Here is a 21883-nt window from a genome sequence, read left to right as displayed (position 1 = left end):
AAATTGAGGGCTTTTTTATGACTACCACACGAGTTTCCATCTGCAATCATGCGCTGAGCTTGATTGGTGATCGTGGCATTACAGGCTTTGATGAAAATACTGCAACGGCTGAACGATGCAGAAGCCTATACGATCAGACACGTAAATCAATCTTGCGTGATCATCCTTGGTCTTGTGCGAAGAAACGTACCATTCTTGCGCCAATAACCACACATCCTAGCTTTGGCTATGCACATGCGTTCCCATTACCAAGAGATTTTATTCGTATCATCAGCGCTAATACAGAGTGCTATGAAATCGAAGGTCGTCACATCCTTGCCAACCATAATCAAATCAAGCTTGAGTACATCTTTGATAACGACAATGAAGATGAATGGGATTCGATGCTGGTTGAAGCGATGGCGCTTAAATTAGCTTCGAGACTCAGTAAACCGAATACAGGAAGTGATGCAGCAGGGCAATCAGCATTAGCGGAATATGAGCGTTTGTTACGCCGTGCACGTGCAATCAATGCACAAGAGCGACCTAGTGAAGAACTGCAATATGAGTTTTCACGCTACGTGGGGAGTCGTTACTAATGGCTAGACAGTGGTTATTAAAGAATAATCTCAGTAGTGGTGAGCTTTCACCCTTACTACATACTCGTACAGATGTTCAACAGTATGGTAACGGCGCTAAAACCTTACTCAATGCAATTCCATTGGTTGAAGGCGGTGCAAAGAAAAGACCAGGTACACGTTTCGAAGGTGTGATGGAGGGATGCTTAAGATTAATTCCATTCATTCCAAACTCTGAAAACGCATATATGATCATTCTCAAAGTTGGTCATTTGTATGTTTATGATCCACGTTCTAACGAAACTATTTGGTCAGTTGAAACGCCGTACGATACTGCGCAAAAAGTCAAAGAAATTCAATTTGCACATACTCGGTACCGCATGTATTTCGTGCAGGGTGATACGCCAGTCTATCGATTCATCTGTTCTGCAGACTTTACCAATTGGCAATTCAGTCCGTTTAACTTCACGACACAGCCTACAGATGAACTAGGATCATCGCCAAACGTTGCGTTGAAGCCATCAGGCACAGATGTTGGTAAAAATATTAGTCTGACCGCTACAGCTTTTCCATCTTGGAACAGTGCAGAGCAATACCTCATTGGTGACCGTGTAATTTATATGGGGCAAACATGGCGAGCGATAGTCGACAATAAAAACGCTATACCTGCTGAATCTGCATCACAATGGGAATTGGTGACCAATGTTGATGCTTCGGTATTCAATTCAAGTCATATTGGCGCAGTGGTTTCTATCAACGGTGGTCAGGTAAAGATTACATCGATCAGTTCACCAACAGTGGCTATGGGTGAAGTCATGGTCAAGCTGAATGCGGATGTACAAGCAATCGCAAAGTCATGGACTTTGGGATCATTGGCATTTACAGCAAGTACAGGTTACCCACGGACGGTTGTATTCTTCAAACAAAGACTGGTATTTGCAAATACAAAAACCAATCCGAATCAGATGTGGTTTAGTTCGATTGGAAATGACGGCGACTTTTTGGAATCGACACAGGATTCAGATGCTTTCAGTATCGCTTCATCATCAGCTCAATCAGATAACATTCTGCATCTAGCACAACGTGGAGGCGTTGTAGCGCTCACTGGTGGCTCAGAATTCCTTATTAGCTCTACAGGTGCATTGACGCCAGCATCAGCCCAAATCGATCAACACACGTCATACGGTGTTCAAAAAGACGTGCGTCCATGTTTGGTTGGTAGTGAACTGTTATTTGTTCAACGTGGTGGTGAGCGCTTAAGAGCTTTGTCTTATCGTTATGAAGTGGATGGACTTACTTCACCAGAACTCTCTGCAGTTGCGCCGCATATTTCACAGAATCACGGCGGTATCAAGGAAATTACATATCAACAAACGCCGTACAGCCTAGTATGGATGGTGTTAGGTGATGGCAAGGTTGCAAGTATCACACTCAATCGTGATCAAGAGATGAATGCTTGGGCGCTTCATGATTTTGGTGCAAATGTAATTTCAATCTGTGCGTTGCCGACAAGTACTGGATCTGATCAATGCTTCATGCTTACTGACCGAAACGGCAGTACTTTTCTTGAAGAAATTACAGACAGTGCAATGAGTGACTGTGAATTTTTAGTCACAAATTCAACTCTCGATTCTAATATGCAGAAGTTGGTCGATCCGCTGTATAACTGGTCTGAATTCGATGGATTTTTCTATAGTGAAACTTATCCAGATGATATTTCTTCCGCTTATGTAGGTCAGCCATTTGAGGTCGTGATTGATCTACTTGCACCTGATTTTAGCCAGGTACCATCGACCATGATGTTCCACAAAATTATGGTCCATGAAGTTGTGGTATGGCTAACCAAATCAATTGGTGGGTATGTCAATGAATATGAGTTTCAGCATAAACGAAATGATCAATGGGCTTTTCAGAATCAACCATTTACAGGCTACACAGAAGTAGCACTAACTGGTTGGCAACCACTGCATGAACTGCAAATTAAATTAACACACAACAAACCTTTGCCGTTTCACGTTCAAAGTATCTCTATGTTGGTATCAGTGAACGAGAAATAAAATGTATGTACGTGCAGCAGAAGAACGTGACGTTCCAGTATTAGTAGATTTTGGTGAAAAGCTAACTCAAGAGTCTGAACGTTTTAAGAAACAAGGCTTTGATGCGAAAAGAACAGCCATGGTATTTGAAAAGCTTATCGATATGTATGGCTCAATCTTTGTCGCACTCGATGATGAATTTGAAGTTGTAGGCGCATTGATTGGTGCGATGGATGTTGACTGGCGTTCAGGGCAAAAGGTGGCTTATGAGCAGGGTCTATATGTCTTGCCTGAGTACCGCAGATCAGGTGCAGCATCTGACTTGATTAAAGCTTTCATTTCGTGGTCTGAGTTGCAAGGTGCTGATCGAATTAGTGTCGGTACCATCACTGGCATTCATGCTGATAAAACTGTGAAACTTTATGAATCACTTGGTTTTGAACTCACTGGCTATGTATTGGAAAAGGATATTTAACTATGTGTGGTGGTCAAAGTGGCGGATTAATTAGCGATATTTTTAGCAGTGTTGAGAACTCGATGAACGCCGTTCAAACACGTGCTGAATCGAAAGGTAATGCAAAAACCGTTCAATCTGTGGCACGTGTCGAAGCTGAAAAAGCAAGACGCATGGCAAAGAATAATGCAGGTTCAGCACGTGCAGCAGCGGCAGAAAATGGGCTTGATGTGGATGTAGGTTCAGCAGCTGCAATTCAGGATGAATTTTTATCGGATGGTGCATATAACGCCTCGATCATGATTCAAGATGCAGCAAATAACGCATCAAACATTCGCAGAGCTGGAAGTATTCAATCAAATAGTTATGGGCTTAGATCAGCCAGTAGCGCCATTAGCGCAGGTGCACGTGTAGCAGGGTGGAAATAATTATGGTGATGATTCCTCGATCTCAAGGGCGTATAAATTCAACTCCACAATTGAGACAAAGCCCTGCATTTTCTGGACTTTCAAATTTAGGTCAAGCTATTGGTGGCGTTGTAGATGCTCGAAATGAATTAGCTACCAAAGAAGCTAAAGTCAAAGTAGATGATATCTTGACGGTAGAACTATCGGAGCAAGTCACAAAGCTTAAAAACGATGTGGCTAATGGCGCGATGGGTGCAGAAGATGCGAATAAATTATTAAATGGTTGGTCAGAGAAACGATTTAAAGAAATTGAAAATGATCTACCACAGCATGCACGTCAGGATTTAAAAAACCATTGGACCAGTAACGTCAATCGTAATGGCACTGGCTTTCTGCCATTGCAATTTAAAGCGGATGAACAGCGTGGCCTAAATGTTGCTGACCGAATGACTGAAATCGCGACACGTATGCCTCGTCAACAAGGATCAGAATATTTAAAAAATAATCTTTCGAGTTTAAATATCCCTGAGCATGTTAAGCAACAGCGTTTGAGTACTTACAACACATCAATGGATCTCATTGAAATTGATGGTCGTATTACCAAAGCGCTAGAAACCAAGAATACAGCTGATTTGCAATCATTAGTCACTGAACTGGATGAGGGTAAATACGGATATTTAGATGGACAACAAGCGCAGCAGAAGAAAGCTCAAGCGCAAAGCCGTATTGATGCACTCAACAAACAATTGGAAGTTGAAGAAAACAAACGTGTTCAGGTGGCTGGTAAGGTTTTTGGAGACTACAAAACTCAAGTGCTCACAGGGCGAATGCTCGATGATGAATATTCTTTGAATGTTGAAAAAGCTGTAACAGGTACTGAGCATGAAGCTGAGTTTAAATTTTACAAGCAACAGTCTAATAATTTTCAGCACTTTACTCGGCTATCCACCTCTGAGCAACTGAAGCGTATCAATCAGCAAAAAGCCAAAATGGCGAATAGTCCATCAGCCGACCCAACTACCGAAGAAAAGATTTTAGGTGTGTTTGAGTCGCTTCATGCTGAGAAGCTTGAGAATATCAAAAAGAATCCTAATCAAGCTGTATCAGAAGCTGGTCTTAAAGTGCACTCACTTACACCAACTGAATTGCGTGGTAATCCTAAATCATTCGTTTCAAAAGTGATTGATAACGGCGTAAATCAATTGGCTTTAAAAGATGCCAATCTCTCCGTGCGTCCAATTTCAGAAGAAGACTTGCCAGAGGCGCGTAAAGCGTTTGAAGCAATGCCAGTAAACGAAAAACTGAATTTTATTGGTGAAATGATTGGTCAAACCAAAGGCGTTAAGGGTGGTGCATCACTGTGGGGATCAGCTTTAGGGCAGTTAGGCGGTGGTAATTTGTCCTACATCATGGCTGGTATCTCACGTATGAATAACTATAAATCTACCCAAGGCGAAGATGTAGCTACAGCAATTATTAGCGGCACGCAGGCGCTAAAAAATAAAGCCTTGATAATGCCTAGTGATAAATTATTAAACCAACAGTTTAGTGAGTACATGGGACAGACTGTTAGTGGTAGAACATCAGAAATGCATTTTGATGGTTTTAAGGCTATTTATGCACATTTAGCAGAACGCAGAGGGCATATACATAAAGATTCTAATACTTTTGGAGATGATGAAAAACGTATTGCGAATACAGCTTTATCACTCGTAAGCGGTGGCGTATATGACCAAGGTAATTTTGAAAATGCAGTCGGTGGGAAAATTAAAGGTTGGAAAGTCTCTAAACCATATGGAATGCAAGATACTGACTTTGAAACTCATTTAGAAAAAGGCTACAACACCATAGCTAAACAAACAGGTCTAAGTGTTGGTGAGTTAAAAGACTTACGATTACGCCGTTCAGAAACACGATCCGCACGTGGTGAAATTCAATATGACCTGATCAATGAGCGTGGGAACCCTTTAGTTGTAAATGGCGCAATTTGGCGTATCAACCTGAATGGAGTAACTAAGTAATGAGCAATTGGTTATCTGAGTATTCAGGCGAAGAACAGCGTCAGATTGATGAATTAAATGCGAAAGGAATTGCGCATAAGCCTACTGAACAACCTAAAAACGTGGGGCTATTTGATGGTGCTGTGAGTGCGCCGTTTCGTGGTGTTGCAGCAGGGTTCAATAAGGTTGCAGATTTAGCTATGAAACCAATCGATGCTGTATTTGATACAGGGCGATATGGTATTGATTACGCTTTAAATTTAGGGAATATCGTTCCGTTTGAAGATTATATTTCAAAAGAACGTAAATCTCGTGATGATCTGGTCTATGGATCTATTGATTATCTTGAAGATAAAGAGAATACAGGAACTATCGGTAATATTGCGTTTAGTCTCGGAGATTACGCAACTCGTGCAACCTTAGGTGCAGCAGTTGGTGGCATAGGTGGTGCAGCAGCTGCAACAGGTTTGTCAGAAACTAATCACGTATATGGTGATCTTACTCGGCAAGGTGTAGACAGTGACACAGCAACTCAAGTTGCATTAACGGATGGTGCAGTTGCTGCAGTTTCAACCGTGCTGCCAATGTCATATGGGTTCAAGGGTGCTGGTGGCTTAGTCAAAGATGGATTGCTATCTATTGGTGGTGCAACGGCTTTATCTACGGCTGGTCAATATGCATCTAATCAAGCTCTCGAATCTGAGGGTTATGATAAACAAGCAAAAAAATATGAAGTCACAGGTGAGTCGGTGGCTACTGATGTCCTACTCAATGCAATGTTTTTTGGTGCTGGCCGTTATGTTTCAAACATTTCTGCAGATCAAAAACATGCAGCCTTAGTAGCCAATGAAATGGAATTTGATAAGGTCTTAGAACCAGTAAAGACATCAAATCCTATTCAAGAAAATAATCACTATAAAAACTTGGATAAAGCTAAATCTGATTTGGTTTCTGGTCGTCCAGTGAATATTTCTCATGAAGTGCAAGGTGAGGAAAAGAAACGTTCAGTTCAGTATGAAACTATGGCTATACCTGCCAATGCCAAACTTATTGCTCGTAAGGCTCAGCAAGAAGGCATTGATCCATCCGTTGCTTTAGTGATTGGTCATATTGAAACTGGTGGTCAATTTAGTTCAACCGCTAAAAATCCAACTTCAACAGCGCATGGCTTATTCCAAGTTCTCGATAAGACTTGGAAAAACTTAGGTGGTCGTGATCGTAACAGTGTGGATGAGCAAATCCGTATCGGTTTCAAACATATGAAACAAGCGGAAAGCTCAATCCGTAAAAGCATAGGTCGAGAATTAGAACCACACGAACATTATTTAGGTCATTTACTTGGACCAGGTGGAGCAAGTCGTATCCTTAAAGCGGATCAAGATGCACCATTGATTGATATTGTTCGCCAGTACGACGCTAAGAATGCGGAAGCCATCGTTAATAATAACGGCATGCAAGGCTTAACAGTTGGTCAAGCTATAGGAAAATGGCGTAGTAAATGGAATCAACTAAGTGCGCGTTATGGAGGAACTAATACCAGTACGGCGCTAGGAATGGACGGTTCAAGCTATGAATTTGCTTATGAGGTTAAATCCCTTGATGAGCTGATTGCATCTAATGATTTAGCGTATGGTGTCAATCCAAACTATCCAAGTGAATTACAACCGCGTGATCGTACACGTGAAGCATCACGTCAACAGATCGAACAAATGGCGAATGACTTAAAACCTGAATGGTTGGGCGAGTCTTCAATGTTATCGAATGGTGCGCCGATCATTGGGATGGATGGTGTTGTTGAATCAGGGAATGGTCGAACATTAGCGATTGGTAAAGCATATGAATCAGGCAAGGCAGATGCATATCAACAGTATGTTGCTGAATATGCATCATCTAAAGGATTAGATATTTCTGGTATCAATAAGCCTGTTTTAGTGCGTACACGCCTAACCGATACTGACCGGGTACAATTTGCACGTTTAGCGAATGAATCCGATGTGGCTCAATTTAGCGCGACTGAAAGAGCTGTTTCAGATGTAGATCGTTTGCCAGACTCATCAATGATTAACTTCAATGCAGATGGCTCGGTCAATTTAGATGGCTCTATGGATTTTGTGAGAGGCTTTATTTCATCTTTACCTAAGGCTGAACAGGCTTCGATGATGACTGCTGAGGGTAGGCTTAACCAAGATGGTAAACGCCGTATTGAGTCTGCATTAGTACAACGTGCTTATGGTGACTCCAGTCTGGTAACTCGTTTAGCAGAATCCTTAGATGATGATGCAAAAACTGTATTAAATGCATTGCTTCGTAGCGCTCCACAACTTGCACAGCTCAGTGATTTGGTTAAGCAAGGGGGTAGGCATCAAAACACTTTAGCAAGTGATTTAGCGCAAGCGGCGCAAAAGCTAAGCGACTTAAAAGCAAATAGTCAAAACGTACAAGATTATTTGAGTCAAGGTCAGCTTATTGATGATGGGCTTTCACCCGGGGCGCGTGATTTCCTGAATGTCTTTGATCAAAACAAGCGTAGTACAAAAGCCATTGGTGAGAACATCCAAGGCAAAATCGATGAGATTGATGCCATGGGAGATCCGCGACAAGGTTCGCTATTTGGTGATGGTCCTGAAGCATTAGAGGCTATGCGAATTATAAATGAATATCCCAACATGGATATTTCGACAGGAAGGCTAAATTCATCAGGTGAGGTTGAAGAAATCACCATGACATTAAGTGAAAGATTTGAGCAAGCTGAATTAGATGCAATAGCAGCTAAAGAAGAAGCTGTGGCTGTAGATGCTGCCGCAAAATGCTTTTTAAGTTTTGGAGTTTAAGAATGAAACAACAATGTATACAGGCTGTTGAGAAAGCAATTGGTCGTAAATTAAAAAGAAATGAAGCACAGGACATCGAGGCTAAAATCATTCAAGCGAAAAAACAACTTGCAAAAAATGATCGCGAAAACTGGCTAAGTATGACTGATGCTGAACGAACAACGGAGGCAGCTCGCCTAGTTGGAGAACAAGCTCAAGCAGATGTAATTAGAAAAAATAAGATTCTTGCACAAGATATTGTTACGCAACATAGAAATCAACAAATGTTAGATCACCCAACGCTACCATCTAGTCAAGTCATTGATCGATTTGTTGCACCACATGGTGATATGTCGGGAATTAAGTCTATAGATAGCCATGCCAAAGCAATTGCAAACGAAGCGAAAGGTGAACTCACTGATTTTTACACCAATATTAAAGGTGGGATGGGAATTTTTACAGATGAGGCTTTAGTAAAAAATATCATTCGTGAAACTTTTAAAGAGAACACTGGGGATGTATTGGCAAAGCAGATAGCGCAAAAGGTTGAAAAGGTTTTAGATAAGAACTTAAGAGAGCGGTTTAATCGTAGCGGGGGTGATATTGGTAAGTTAGATAAATATGGTTTACCAACGCACTGGGATTATGAAAAGATTAAAGAGGCAGGGTTTGATGCTTGGATTAGAGATGCTCTAGATAATGTTGATCGCTCAACATTGGTACACCCTGATGGGCGAAATTTTAATGAACAAGAAGTTACAGACTTTCTAGCAGAGGCTTTTAAAACATTGGAATCAGGAGGGTTGAATAAAATTGAACCTGGTCGAAGTGGTTATGGTGGTGGAGCCAAGGTGACAAATCGCCATAGCGAAAGTCGAGTTTTACACTGGAAGGACGCAGATGCTTGGATGGATATGCAAGCAAAGTATGGAGCAATGCCTTTTGTTGATTTAATTGAAACGCATATTAATGGAATGTCTAAAGATATTGCATTAGTGGAAAAGTTAGGGAGTAATCCTTATACAGCTATGCAACTATTAAAAAATCATGCGCGCATATTAGATAAAGAAAAAGGTATAAATGCCAAAAAGGTTGAAAGGGCTTTAAATCGATCTGATGTCATGTTTGACGCTTTAATGGGGCGAGGCACGAATCCTGAATCGGAAGTGTTAAATAATTTAGGTATTGCTTATCGTGCTTCTAATGTTGCAGGAGTGTTGGGTAGTGCGCTTGTTTCTTCGGTGAGCGACCTTGCAACAATGCAAAAAATGGCGTCAATGCATGGTATTTCATCCAAAAAAATGTTCGGGGAAATGATTAGTCAGTTAAACCCTAAGAATGCTGAGCATCGGGAACTCGCTGCATCATTAGGTGTGGCTGTAGATGAACTTACGGGATCTTTAGCTCGGTGGGGAGATGATGGTTTAACTGGAGTTCATAGTAGGTCTTCAAAAATAGCGAGAGTTTCAAGTAGTGTGGCTACGCAGGTGATGAGAGTCTCCGTGCTCAACGCTTGGTCGGCCGCATCTAAGCGTGCTTTTACTAAGTTGATGATGGATAAATATGGTCGAATGAGCAAAGACAAGTCTTGGTCTGAGTTGGTGGATGCAGATAGAGAGTTGTTAACAAGAACTGGTGTTGATGAAAGATTATGGAAAGTTATGCAGGTAGCAGAAGCTATTGATGATGGTAATGGCTTGAAGTTAATGAGTAGCCGATCTATACGAAAGTTGACGGATGAGCAGATTCTTTCGGCTGTCGATGTTGATGTAAAGAATATGGGAGATACTGGGAAAAAAGAATTAGCTGAAAAATTGCGCGATGAATTTTCTACACAGTTACATGCTCATTTGATTGATGAGCAAGGCTTTGCTGTTATAGAGGCTGGATTGCGTGAAAGAACAAGAATGTTTGGGCGAACTACAGGTGGAGACGCACTAGGTTTTTTTGCACGAGGTTTTCTTCAATTTAAATCTTTTCCAGTCGCATTTCTTATGCGTCAGGGTAGTCGTATGATGGCTCAACCAGGGATAGATGGTAAGGCTAAGTATGGTGTTTCTTTGGCTATGGCTATGACTATGCTAGGTGGATTATCGGTTCAGTTGGGTGAGATAGCCTTAGGTAATGATCCAATGACTATGTGGGATAGCGAAGACCATGAAAAGACTGCAACATTTTGGGCACGCTCATTACTAAAAGGTGGGGGCTTATCTATACTTGGTGATGTTTTTGCAGCAGGAACAGACCCAAGCGGTCGTGACTTTGCTGATTTTCTTACAGGTCCAATGGGTGGAGATTTAAAATCTATCTTTGGGCTTACTGCAGGGAATATGATGCAGTGGTATGAGGGCAAAGATACCAACGCATTTAATGAAGCATTCCGTTTGATCAAGAACAAGATCCCTGCTCAAAACCTCTGGTATACAAAGGCTGCGATAAATCGCTTATTGTTTGATGAGATGCAAGATATGATTGCACCTGGCTATAGAGAAAAATTACTTCGTAAGGCAGAGCGTGATCATGATCGAACCCGATTCTGGGGTGATGATTTGGGCGATATACAAATGCCTGATTTTGGGAGAATGGTGGAGTGATGATGATTATAAGAATTTTACTTCTATTGTTACTTTGTAATACAACTTATGCAGAATATGCAATGCAACCACCAACTCAGGAATATGACAGTTGTAACGATGCAGGAACTATCTGCTCTACAACGGAGATTGATTACTTTGTTGAAGATGGTCAGAAAATTGCATCTGTTGGTGGAACGTTCGAGTCGAATAATATTCTTTTACTAAACTTAGATCATTATTACAGAAAGGAATGTGATAAGGAGTTGGGATTAACAAGAAATCAAAGAAAGACTAAAAATGATATTGCTCAATTTGGGGAGTGCTTAATTAATAAATTAACCCCAGCTATACAAAATAGAAATAAAGAAAACATAGATTATCTAAATAAAACAAAAGAAATATTCAAGTAATAAACCCAACAAACCTTCATTCAATCCCCTGTATATATGCCTTATATGCAGGGGATTTTTTATGTCTGATGAAAAAAAATTGCGTTATCTCAAGCCTGAAACTATTGAGAAGCTAAAGCTTTGCATGGAGATGGCAGGTAGTGACGCAGTAGATTTAATGACGGAAGCTTATGGTCAGGATGTCTTCGATAAAAAGGGGCGTGGTGACAAAGTATGGCTATACAAAGGTGCGAAAGAAGCGCTGACATGTATGGAAAAGCTTAATCGCGTATTGATTGATGATGAGCAGACTGCAGGTGATAAGGATGGCAGAAAGATTACACCAGAGCAGCAAGCGATGGAGTTACTTAAATCTGTAACTGAAAAATTAGAAGCACGCAAACAAAGACCAAGCTGATTATGATTGTAAGTTTTGCTGCGTTTTTCCTGATTTATGCAGAAGCAATGAATTGGGAAGTACCTGACTTTCATTTAGATGTCTGTGATTTCTTGGAGGATTACGGACCACTTGGCTTATTGATGATGCCTCGTGGTCACGGTAAATCGACCATGCTCGATATTTATAACGCTTGGAAATTGTTTAGGAATAGACAACATTTAATACTTCATCAAGGTGCGACAGATGGAGATGCATCTAAATGTAGTCGTGGTACACAGCAAGTCATAGAGAAACATCCGTTATGTCAGTTGTTTGGTGTATTCAAAGAGCGTGGAGAGCTTCAAAAATGGTGGGTTAGTGGATCGGAAGATGTGCGACATGGATCATTACATGCTCGCGGCGTCTTATCCAACGTCACTGGTGCTCGTGCGCATGAAATACAAAATGACGATGTGGAGATGCCAGCAAATATTGGCACTCCTGAAGCGCGTGAAAAGTTGCGTTATCGCTTATCTGAGCAAACTCACATTCTTATACCAGGTGGGCAAAAGCTATTTGTTGGTACACCACATACGCACGATTCGCTATACACCCAAATTCAAAAACTTGGAGCAAAATGTATGATTTTGCGTATGTTTGAAAAAGAAAAAAGATTTGAAAATACCGTTGAATGTCTCGTTGATTTTAAGCCGATTTACGTGTTCAGCGGTATCAGCAATACAGCCAGACTTTTAAAAGAAAAAGAAGATTATTTGGTTCGTTTTAATGGCAACACATGGTCGATTATTTTTACTGAAGCTCATTATTTAATTGACGTATATAGTGAATCGCTGTGGCCTGAACGCTTCACTCATACAGAAATGGAGAAGCGTAGAAAGGAATGCCGAACGCTGAATGAATGGGATTCACAGTATCAAATGCATGCCAAACCGATTGGTGATGTGCGTCTTGATCCTGACAAAATGATCCCTTATGACTGTGAACCAGAGCTCAAGAGAGCTAACGGTCAGTATTATATGATGCTTGGCGAACGTCGTATTGTAGGTATTTCATGCCGTTGGGATCCTTCATCTGGGAAAATTAAGTCTGATGTATCAGCCGTTTCTTTAGTGCTGCATGATGATCTTGGAAACAAGTATTGGCATAGATCCATACAACTGAAAGGTGACGTTGTTACCCACAATCCAAATGGAGAAATAACTGGTGGTCAAGTTTGGCAACTTTGCGATCTAATTGAAAAATTTCATATTCCCAAAATAGTTATTGAGACAAATGGAATAGGTAATTTTGCACCTGCAGCTTTAAAGGGTGCATTGAAGAAAAGAAAAATTAGATGTGGTATCACAGAACATCATTCAACAGGATCAAAAAATAAGCGCATTCTAGAGAGCTTAGAAGGTCCATTGATATCTGGTTTAATTTGGGTACACGTTTCCGTAATTGATACACCTGAGGAGGGTGAAAACACATCTGTTCAGTACAAGCAGATGAGAATGTTTAATCCAGCTATAACTGATCAAGAGGATGATTATCTAGATTCATTCGCTGGCGCCGTTGTTGACCAACCAGAACGTGTCGGAAAAATACACAGAAATAATGAGGTCAATGAAGGTCCTAATTGGAGAAGTGAAAGTGGTGTGCATGAAGCCACTTATGATTTTGAAAATTAGGGGCTTATCATGGCAGTACAATCTCAAACGCCATACAAAGAATATATAGCAAATGGTTCTACTTCTGTCTTTCCTCTTGAATTTGATTGTGAAGACAAAAACCATTTAATCGTAATGTTAGATGATAGTGAAGCAGAACAGTCAACATGGTCGCTTACTAATAATCAAGTCATATTTGATACAGCCCCAACGCAGAATAGAAAAGTAGTATTTCAAAGAAATACACCTTTTAGACGTGACCGCAATTACCAATCTTACGATAATTCATTTCGCCCAGGGACAGTAAACAAAGACTTTGATTGGATATGGTGGAAGTTACAGGAATTAGGGGTAGCGGATTGGATTCTAGGGGCTCGTATTGATGCATTAAAAAACTATGTAGACCGTAAAGATGATGAGCTAAAAGCTTATCTTATGGAAGAAATTCGCAAGCAGGGTGTAGCGCTAGATCAGTTAGATGAATATTACAATTATCTCATGCAGCGACTTGCTCAGATTGCAGTAGATAAGGGTTGGGACGCTTCCTTTGTTGTTGATGGGGATAAAAATCAGAAACAAATTAACGAGGAGCAACGGGAGCTTAATAATCTTCTTTTGCTGGGCACTGTTTCAACATACACAATCACCCCAGAAACACATACCGACATCTCTGACGTACTTGCTGAAATTCCAGAAAATTCAACTGCCATTATAAAAAATGGAGATTACACCGCCTCAGGTGTTCAGATCGAGAAGAATAACTTTAAGATTGAAATGCAAGATGGCGTAGTCTTAACATTAAAAGCTGGGTCAAATGGCGTATTCATGCGTTTCGGAAAACGTGGACCAATGTCAGATACACACGAAGACAATCTTCCGCAATTTGACGGTACTTTGGATTATTGGGATGAGTCACAATACAGCCCTGCGTCTGAGAGTTATCCACGTTATGAGAATTTAGGCATTAGTGGCGGCACAATTATACTCGATAACTCAAGCGGTGTTGGAAATGGTACAGGTGTTGACTTCTACCGTTGCAACTCACCGATTTTAGAGACTAAAGTGAAGTGGTCATCAAAATTTGCGTTTGGCAATGCTGTACGGGTGTGGTTTTGTAAAGACATGCAATCCCGTTACTTAAAAATTGATGATAATGAGAACTCAACTTTTACTATGCTTTATTACTGGTCATACGGATTACGTGCTGGTGATTGGGATATTGGTGCAGGGCAAGATACATCAATGGAGTTCAAGCACTCGGTTGATGGTTATGTGGGAGCTTTGAACTGTCGAGGTTCGGGAGGTTCTAGTAAGGCTTTCAACATTGGCTACGGCAGTATCAACAACACGATTGGTCGACTTGTTGCTAAAAATGGTTCGGTGCGCATAAAAGCAAGTGAAGAATTTGATTTAACTCGCAGTGTAATCATTAATGATTTGGATATTGATAATGCCGTAGGCACAGGCTTAAATCTTATTCATGTGCTTGGATTGCGTATTTCAACTTATAGGATTCGCGCTAAAGCACCACTTTTGCTTGCAAGTAATGATTACTATGTGACAAGTAGTGCAAGAGTTTCAACAACCCCAGTGCAAAGCACAGGTGAGTTTGTTTACGATGGCGACTATCGCACAAGCTCGTTGAATCAAGGTTTTACAAAGTATTTTGAGAAACGACCTTTACCTGTCTTAAAAGATTCTGTGTTCGGCAAAGGGGAGTTGATTGCAACAGCAGGTGCAACACAAGTATTTATGTTAAACATTGCTGGTGGTGTTGTTCCGCTTATGACCAGTTCTGGCAAAATGCGAAGATTTGAAGCTGGTTCTGTTCGACAAAACGGTTACGACGAGTCAAAGCGTTTTAGTTATCAGTACGAGTATTCAGCACCGCTATCGCTGGATGATGTTGATTTTGGCACCATGACATTAAAGGCTGAAGCTGATGCTTTAACTACAATTACCGCAATGGCTCAGACAGTAACAGCATTTGATAAATGCAAAGGCACAATTAAAACTTTTGCAAATAAGAAATCATTACAGTTTATCTGGATGTTTGATTCTGACATAACACTCGAAACCAATCGGTTCTTAACAGATCCATCAGGTTTTGTTGTTGAAATGGACTCAATGGTTCGATCAACTTTGCGAGGAAAGTGGCTTGCTAATGGTCGTACATTTAACTTTAAGGGTGGAAGTACACTTTATTATACTGATGGTTATGTTGACCATAAATTAGCAGGTAAAATTATTCGACAATCTGCTCCCACATCAACGCCACCACTATACACAAACTTTACTAGCGCAACAAATATGTGGAAACCAATCACTTTAGATGGTTTGAAAATCTATGCGGAGGATGGCAGTAGTACAGCAGGAGACATTTCAATAATTAGGCACAATGGCAGTCTGCCAACAGGTATTACAAATCAAAACGGCACTGGTTACGTTGCTAATAGTGCTTGTATGCAAGACCACAATGTCCCGTTTAGACGAGGTTTCTCAGATGCGAGTACCGAAACCCCCCCACCATTGACCCCGAATTTTGTTGGTGAGTTTGCAGTTAATATAACTACAAATACGTGGTGGAAAGCAAACAGCTCTACAGCGTGGTCTAAGCTTTAAATACACAACACACAAAAACGAACCCTGATCTTTAATTAGATCAGGGTTTTTTATTACCAAAATTTAGGGGGCGGCATGTCAGAACATGCACAAAGTGTGATTGAAACGAGTGCCGCAGTGACATCCGTTTCAACCAAAGCAACTGTTGGTGCTGCAGGTGTAACTGCTGGTGCCAAGTGGCTAGGTTTAGATCCAATCACTTTTATAGGCTTAGCAATTGGTATAGGTGGTTTGATCGTCAGTATTTTTGGATTTCTCGTAAATTGGCATTACAAGCGTGAAGAAAATAAGAGAGAGCTTGCTGAAGAAGAAAGAAAAAAAGAAATACATCGCCTTCAAATGCAGAAACTTATGGGGGATGAGTAATGCAAAAGAAAACTAAAATCGCTGTGACTATGGCATCAGTAATTTCATTAGCTGGCGTTGCTTTCACTCAAGTCCAAGAAGGAACTGTTTTAAAACCATATTATGACTCTGGCAAAGTGGCCACAATAGGCACTGGAACAACAGTTTATCCAAATGGACAGAAGGTAAAAATTAACGATCCACCTATAACTAAAAAACAAGCCGCAGAATTTTTGCAAATCCACATGAATAAAGATGCAAAGATCTTCAATAAAACTCTGTTGGGTGTTCCACTTTCTCAAGAAGAATATGACCTTTATATGGACTTCACATATCAATTTGGTACAGGTGCATGGTCTCAATCTTCGATGCTTAAAAATCTTAAGCAAGGTAAATATGTTCAAGCTTGTAAATCTTTAGAAGCATGGCGAAAGGTACGTATAAAGGGCGTGTTGAAAGATTGCCGAATTAGAAGCAATAACTGCTATGGCGTTTGGAAACGTCAAGAATTACGCATAAAAAAATGTATGGAGGTTAATTAATGTCAGCATTTTTAGCCAAATTTTATGAACTGATTATTTATGTTTTGCTCGCAATTATCGTGATTTTATTGATCTCTTTAGGTTGGCAAAAATATCACCGTACGGTTGCGGAGAACAAGGTTTTAAATGCTGAAATCACATGCCAAGGCAAAATTGATGAGGCAGTCCAACCTTATCTAGATGCTGAAAAACGTGGTCGAGAAATTGCAAAAGAGGTGAGTGAAGAATATGAACAGCGCGAATCAAAAGAAAAAATTAGAGTCGAAAAAATTACAGTTGAAGTGCCAAAGATCATTGAGCGTACTGTTTATCTCAACTCTTGTTTTGATGATGACGGGATGCAACTCGTTAACGATCTACGATATACCAGCAAATCTTAAAACACCTTGCGATGACTTGCGTGAATTACATGGAACAACAGGTAAGGATATCTTACCTGTAATGATTGATGATCGTATTAAATATGGAGCATGTGCACGCAAACACCAAGCAATAGTGAAGATTATAAATGAGTCCTCCAGGTAAGGGCTTATTTCACAACCTTAGCACCATTCCAAAAATCACCTTTATTTCGCAACAATATTTTTTCAGCAACGCCAGTATCAATAAAAGTCTTTGCTTTTTCCTCATCATTTGTCCAGTACCATCCGCTTTTAATCTGCGCGTCCAGCTCTGATACTTCCCAGTAATCCGATTCATCAACAATATCTTTATAAGCTAGAAATTTTCCATTCTTCTTGATGAAGATTTTTCTTAGTGCCATTTTTTAAGCTCATTTTTGTAGTCACTAAAATTATATGTGATTTAATCAAAAATCTTAATGTGTACAAGAGTGTGTACATAAAATTTAAAATCATAAAATATGTGTATAATTAATTATATAAATCATATATTTGTAAATATATCAATCCATGTCAAACATGATGATGGGTTTATTCATTCATCTTTCCTCAGGTATTGTTGCAATTTAGCACAAATAAAAACAACAAAATGGGTGTTATTTAAATATCGATTTACACCATCATTTGATGCAAAAGGTTGGACTTGCATCAGCATTTTAAAATTGAACTTCAAGAAAGGGTGTGCGTGGTGACTTCTATATTTCATTCCATTCGTATTATATCGAATTAGATGTGTGAGGTCACAAATTTAGATCTTGATAATGAATACAAAAATAGTATAGAAGTCGCTATGAAAGCATCATATTTTTTGAAAATGGTGCATAGGAGTTTGAAGTATGACAAAACATGATAATAGTTCGAAACCACACAAAGAATCTAATGAGGATAAAGGGAATCAGGACTCTTTTAAAAATAAAGAGCCTGTAAAAAAACCGAATGAACAGCCTGAAAGTCCAGTCAAAGAGCAAAAATAAAAAACAAGCCTTCTTTAAGAAGGCTTGTTTTTTTATGTTGATACTGACTCTAAGGCGCTCTCTGATTTTTGGAACTATTGCGGGTGTTATTTAAGATGTATTGAGGGTTGTTGGCAATCACGCTTCGGATTTTGTTTTAAAAGTGTTAGAGTTCTTATGATTGAAATGGGTTATGTGTTTCAAAGTGGTTATATTTTATAGGTTTGCTACTATTAATATAAATCCAACAATGCAAATTAAATCACGCTGCATTTTAGGCTGAGGTTCTTAATATGATCGTCGTGCTTAGAGTGTGTAGCGCCAGAAAAAATAGGTTTTATCCATGTTTATCACAACGCATGCTCCCCAAGATCAACAAATGTTAAATTTGGTTCCGATTTTGGCTGTTGCAAGCCAAATATTATTAGAAGAATATCAAAACTATTGTGCTGGACGTGATTTTAAAATCAACGAAAAAGATGACCATTCTCCTGTAACTCAAGCAGATTTAAAGGTCAATCAATATCTGCTCAGAGAGCTTGCAAAACTTACACCTGATATTCCGATCATTTCTGAAGAAAGTGATTATTCAGAGCGACATGAATGGCCTCAATGTTGGATGCTAGACCCTTTGGATGGTACGAAGGAGTTTATTCATGAACGTGATGAATTTACAATTAATCTGAGTCTTATTCAGAACTATCAAACTGTATTTTCAGTCATAGTCGTGCCGACTGAGAAAGTTATGTATATGGGCTATTTGACGGATCTTCCTTATAAATATTCATTTATGAACAATATTTGGGAAAAATATTGCAAATTTAAAGCCTCACCAGTCGATGCCATCCAAATTGGGCTGAGTCATAGTAGTAAAAATCCTAAGTATCAACACTATATTGATTATATTGAAAGAGAAATACCGGTTATACGTCGTGAAGCTGGAAGTGCTTATAAATTTTGCATGATGCTTGAAGGTGAGATAGATATTTACCCAAGATTTCATCCAACCTCTGAGTGGGACACCAGTGCTGGACAAGGCTTGCTAGAGAGTATAGGGGGTGGTTTATTGACCTTAGATTCTGTGCCATTTACCTATAATCAGCGTGATACTGTTTTGAATAATGGTTTTATCGCCTATCGTGATCCTGAAATGAGGCAATTGGCTTTAGATGCGTTGTCAAATGTACTTTAGGGGAGTGGAACTATAATTTCATCGTGTTATAGTCAAATTAATTTCATTTATTAGAATTATTATGTCGCTGAAGTTGCTTCCTCCAAGTATGCTCAGAGCGGTTGATTTACTGCCCGATGTTGCTGTGCCTGTTACACTATTTACTCGCCACTCAATACGTGAAATGGTGGTGGGCCAAGGGCTCGCTGGATATGATTTGCAATTAACAGATCAAGGTAAGGATCTGGCGCAGGCTTGGGGGGCTTATCTTATTGATCAAACAGATCGTGTGATTGAACACTGTATTTCTAGTCCAATTCAACGTTGTATTGATACTGCAGCACTGATGATTCAAGGTGCTGATCAAATCAATCCTAAGTCAAATACCCATCATATTAAAATTGTTGAGCAGGGGCTTTTGGTCGAGCCTGGTAGCTTCGTTTTAGATATCGAGCAAGCTGCGCCATATTTTAAGCAACAAGGTGCTTTGGGCTTTATCAATAGCTTTGTAAACAATACTTTACCTGGGATGAAGCAGCCAATTACAGGTGTGATTGATGTTTTACATTTGCTTTATCAAACTCACCCTCAACAGAATCATGGATTAAGTTTGGCGGTTAGCCATGACACTATTCTCGCTGGTATTCTGGCTGTAATTTCAGGTAAAACACAGATTCGTCAGCAGGATTGGCCAGAAATGATGGAAGGTTTGTTTGTTTGGTTTGAAGGTGAAGCATTTATAGATGCAAAATTGAAATGGATATGGCGTTGTGAATCTAATGAGCTGTCTATTCGTGAATTTATAGAGCAAGAAAGATAGTAATTTTAATATTTTTTAAGCATTATTGATAAATTTAAGATATAAAAAAAGCCCTTAAAGGGCTTTTTTTAACGCAACTTAGTTAGAAGCTAAAGCTTTAACTTGTGCATTTAAACGGCTCTTATGACGAGCAGCTTTGTTCTTGTGGATGATACCTTTGTCAGCCATACGGTCGATTACAGGTACTGCAGTTTTGTAAGCTTCAGAAGCTGCTGCATAGTCACCCGCAGCGATCGCTGCTACTGTGCGTTTAAGGTAAGTACGAACCATAGAACGTAAGCTTGCGTTGTGTTTACGTGCTTTAACGTTTTGACGAGCACGTTTTTTTGCTTGAGCAGAGTTTGCCACTCGTGCACTCCTTGAAATTGATTGGTCTGGGCGGGCTGAAATTTCAACTAAATACAAACATTAGAAGAATTTACACCAGCCCGTAAACAAGTGCCATATTGTGATTAAATGATGCGGCAAAGTCAAGTCTTGACATGCTTTGACAACATTTTTGATGCAGATAAAATGCGGTTAGCGCGTTAGATTATATGAATATTGGAAGGAATGGCGAAAAAATGATTAAAAATATTAAAAGTGCAATAGTTATAGGGGCAACTGGTTTAGTTGGTCGATCTTTGGTAAATCATTTGAATCAATTGGTAGATTGCGAAAGAATTGTCGTAGTTGTTCGTAAGCATGATGAACAATTTGAACAGTTCACCAAAGTTGATCAGTTGGTCATTGATGACTTTTTAATGTTAAATGATGAGGACGCTTCTGAATTCTCACATGCGTTTAGTTGCCTAGGAAGTACAATTAAAAAAGCAGGCTCTAAAGAAAATTTTTACAATATCGATTTTGAGATAAATGCTCATTTTGCTGATTTGCTCGTGAATACCGATACTTTTTTTGCAATTGTAAGTGCGGAAGGTGCGAATGAAAGATCTCCATTCTTCTATAATCAAGTGAAGGGGAAGTTAGAAAATTATCTAAAATCATTATCACTCTATCAATTGGCGATCATTCGACCTTCACTCTTAATTGGTGAAAGAGCTGAAACAAGGACACTCGAAGATATTTCTCAGAGTATTTTCAAGCGAGTATCGCAATTTCTGCCAAATACATTCAAATATAAGCCAGTGACAGCAGAGCAAGTCGCTAATACTATGGTCGTGAGCGCAAGAACTCAAAATGAAAAAATTAAGATTTATGATAATTTAGAGATTCAAAAACATAACTGAGGGTATAAAAAGTGACAACGCCAACATTTGTGACGTGTGATTTACTGGATGACCATCCTGATTTAGATATTCAAGTATTGTATCCATCTATTGATGGAAAATTCTTCAAAAGTTACGGCGGTGTAAAAAGCTTTGGGGGTGAAGCTGTCACTGTTAAATGTTTTGAGGACAATTCACGAGTAAAAGAGTTACTCGCTACAGATGGGCAAGGCAAAGTTTTAGTTGTAGATGGTGGTTCTTCCATGCGTTGTGCATTGATGGGAGATATGATTGCTGAGTCTGCCGTTAAATATGGATGGGGTGGTGTCATTATTAATGGTTGTGTTAGAGATGTTGATGCTATTGCGAGTTTAAATCTAGGCGTGCACGCACTTGCGGCTATACCTCAAAAAAGTAATCGCAAAGGGGTGGGCGAAACCAATATCACGATTCAAATTGGAAATATCACAATCCAACCAGGTGATTATATCTATGCAGACAATAATGGAATTATTGTGTCCAAGACAAAATTAGTCGATTAAT

At 39.7% G+C, this 21883-nt stretch carries 21 protein-coding genes; 19 read left to right on the top strand and 2 right to left on the bottom strand.

Annotated features, from left to right (window positions below):
- Nucleotides 1–17: 17 nt before the first annotated feature.
- The 14 genes from AC1M9N_RS00895 to AC1M9N_RS00830 all read left to right on the top strand — a co-directional run bounded on the left by AC1M9N_RS00895 (nt 18) and on the right by AC1M9N_RS00830 (nt 17167).
- The gene (locus tag AC1M9N_RS00895; protein WP_481954094.1) at nt 18–578 is read left to right on the top strand and encodes a phage connector family protein; all 561 of its coding nucleotides are present in this window, start codon (nt 18–20) and stop codon (nt 576–578) included.
- Nucleotides 578–2614: a phage nozzle protein gene (locus AC1M9N_RS00890; protein ID WP_481954093.1), complete on the top strand. Its 2037-nt coding sequence runs from the start codon at nt 578–580 to the stop codon at nt 2612–2614. The genes AC1M9N_RS00895 and AC1M9N_RS00890 overlap by 1 nt, the downstream gene beginning before the upstream one ends.
- Before the next feature lies 1 nt (nt 2615).
- Nucleotides 2616–3068, top strand: a complete 453-nt coding sequence (locus AC1M9N_RS00885; RefSeq protein ID WP_481608515.1) for an N-acetyltransferase family protein — start codon at nt 2616–2618, stop codon at nt 3066–3068.
- A 2-nt stretch (nt 3069–3070) separates the two neighbouring features.
- On the top strand, nt 3071–3475 hold the full coding sequence (locus AC1M9N_RS00880) for a hypothetical protein (protein ID WP_481610572.1): 405 nt from the start codon (nt 3071–3073) through the stop codon (nt 3473–3475).
- A gap of 2 nt (nt 3476–3477) precedes the next feature.
- Nucleotides 3478–5475 (top strand): methyl-coenzyme M reductase, encoded by a 1998-nt coding sequence (locus AC1M9N_RS00875; RefSeq protein ID WP_481954092.1) that lies wholly within the window; start codon nt 3478–3480, stop codon nt 5473–5475.
- The gene (locus AC1M9N_RS00870) at nt 5475–8285 is read left to right on the top strand and encodes a lytic transglycosylase domain-containing protein (RefSeq protein ID WP_481954091.1); all 2811 of its coding nucleotides are present in this window, start codon (nt 5475–5477) and stop codon (nt 8283–8285) included. Before AC1M9N_RS00875 ends, AC1M9N_RS00870 begins: the two co-directional genes overlap by 1 nt.
- Before the next feature lie 2 nt (nt 8286–8287).
- Nucleotides 8288–10858: a hypothetical protein gene (locus AC1M9N_RS00865; protein ID WP_481954090.1), complete on the top strand. Its 2571-nt coding sequence runs from the start codon at nt 8288–8290 to the stop codon at nt 10856–10858.
- A gap of 62 nt (nt 10859–10920) precedes the next feature.
- Nucleotides 10921–11250 (top strand): hypothetical protein, encoded by a 330-nt coding sequence (locus AC1M9N_RS00860; RefSeq protein WP_481954089.1) that lies wholly within the window; start codon nt 10921–10923, stop codon nt 11248–11250.
- Nucleotides 11251–11311: 61 nt separating this feature from the next.
- A complete protein-coding gene (locus AC1M9N_RS00855) occupies nt 11312–11647 on the top strand; it encodes a hypothetical protein (protein WP_481954088.1) in 336 nt (111 codons plus the stop codon).
- Nucleotides 11648–11649: 2 nt separating this feature from the next.
- Complete coding sequence (gene terL / locus AC1M9N_RS00850) at nt 11650–13299, top strand: phage terminase large subunit (RefSeq protein WP_481954087.1); 1650 nt, start codon at nt 11650–11652, stop codon at nt 13297–13299.
- A gap of 9 nt (nt 13300–13308) precedes the next feature.
- The gene (locus tag AC1M9N_RS00845; RefSeq protein ID WP_481954086.1) at nt 13309–15900 is read left to right on the top strand and encodes a hypothetical protein; all 2592 of its coding nucleotides are present in this window, start codon (nt 13309–13311) and stop codon (nt 15898–15900) included.
- 75 nt (nt 15901–15975) lie between these two features.
- Nucleotides 15976–16266: a holin gene (locus AC1M9N_RS00840; protein WP_481954085.1), complete on the top strand. Its 291-nt coding sequence runs from the start codon at nt 15976–15978 to the stop codon at nt 16264–16266.
- Nucleotides 16266–16787 (top strand): glycoside hydrolase family protein, encoded by a 522-nt coding sequence (locus AC1M9N_RS00835; RefSeq protein WP_481954084.1) that lies wholly within the window; start codon nt 16266–16268, stop codon nt 16785–16787. The genes AC1M9N_RS00840 and AC1M9N_RS00835 overlap by 1 nt, the downstream gene beginning before the upstream one ends.
- Complete coding sequence (locus AC1M9N_RS00830; protein WP_481954083.1) at nt 16787–17167, top strand: hypothetical protein; 381 nt, start codon at nt 16787–16789, stop codon at nt 17165–17167. The genes AC1M9N_RS00835 and AC1M9N_RS00830 overlap by 1 nt, the downstream gene beginning before the upstream one ends.
- Before the next feature lie 149 nt (nt 17168–17316).
- Here the strand turns inward: AC1M9N_RS00830 and AC1M9N_RS00825 are convergent, their stop codons facing one another.
- Nucleotides 17317–17550, bottom strand: a complete 234-nt coding sequence (locus AC1M9N_RS00825; RefSeq protein WP_481954082.1) for a hypothetical protein — start codon at nt 17548–17550, stop codon at nt 17317–17319.
- Nucleotides 17551–18024: 474 nt separating this feature from the next.
- On the opposite strand from AC1M9N_RS00825, the gene AC1M9N_RS00820 reads away from it, so the two are divergent.
- The 3 genes from AC1M9N_RS00820 (at nt 18025) to AC1M9N_RS00810 (ending at nt 20132) form a co-directional block, all read left to right on the top strand.
- Entirely contained in the window at nt 18025–18162 is a 138-nt protein-coding gene (locus tag AC1M9N_RS00820) for a hypothetical protein (RefSeq protein ID WP_171076720.1), read from the top strand.
- Between the two features lie 322 nt (nt 18163–18484).
- Nucleotides 18485–19333, top strand: coding sequence for a 3'(2'),5'-bisphosphate nucleotidase CysQ family protein (locus AC1M9N_RS00815; protein ID WP_481607408.1), 849 nt, complete (start codon nt 18485–18487; stop codon nt 19331–19333).
- Between the two features lie 61 nt (nt 19334–19394).
- Nucleotides 19395–20132 carry a histidine phosphatase family protein gene (locus AC1M9N_RS00810; RefSeq protein WP_481954081.1) on the top strand — a complete coding sequence of 246 codons (738 nt, stop codon included), beginning with the start codon at nt 19395–19397 and terminating at the stop codon, nt 20130–20132.
- A gap of 78 nt (nt 20133–20210) precedes the next feature.
- Here AC1M9N_RS00810 and rpsT read toward each other — a convergent pair whose 3' ends face one another.
- Nucleotides 20211–20480, bottom strand: coding sequence for a 30S ribosomal protein S20 (gene rpsT, locus AC1M9N_RS00805; protein WP_035263646.1), 270 nt, complete (start codon nt 20478–20480; stop codon nt 20211–20213).
- Nucleotides 20481–20695: 215 nt separating this feature from the next.
- Between rpsT and AC1M9N_RS00800 the strand changes: the two genes are divergently transcribed.
- Nucleotides 20696–21361, top strand: coding sequence for a Rossmann-fold NAD(P)-binding domain-containing protein (locus AC1M9N_RS00800; protein ID WP_481594610.1), 666 nt, complete (start codon nt 20696–20698; stop codon nt 21359–21361).
- A gap of 11 nt (nt 21362–21372) precedes the next feature.
- Nucleotides 21373–21882 (top strand): ribonuclease E activity regulator RraA, encoded by a 510-nt coding sequence (gene rraA / locus AC1M9N_RS00795; protein WP_180027814.1) that lies wholly within the window; start codon nt 21373–21375, stop codon nt 21880–21882.
- Nucleotide 21883: the final 1 nt, after the last annotated feature.

It is taken from the genome of Acinetobacter sp. ANC_7655, from assembly GCF_056784015.1.
Note: the sequence above shows the minus strand (reverse complement) of the source record. Positions and strands in the feature narration are given on the sequence as shown.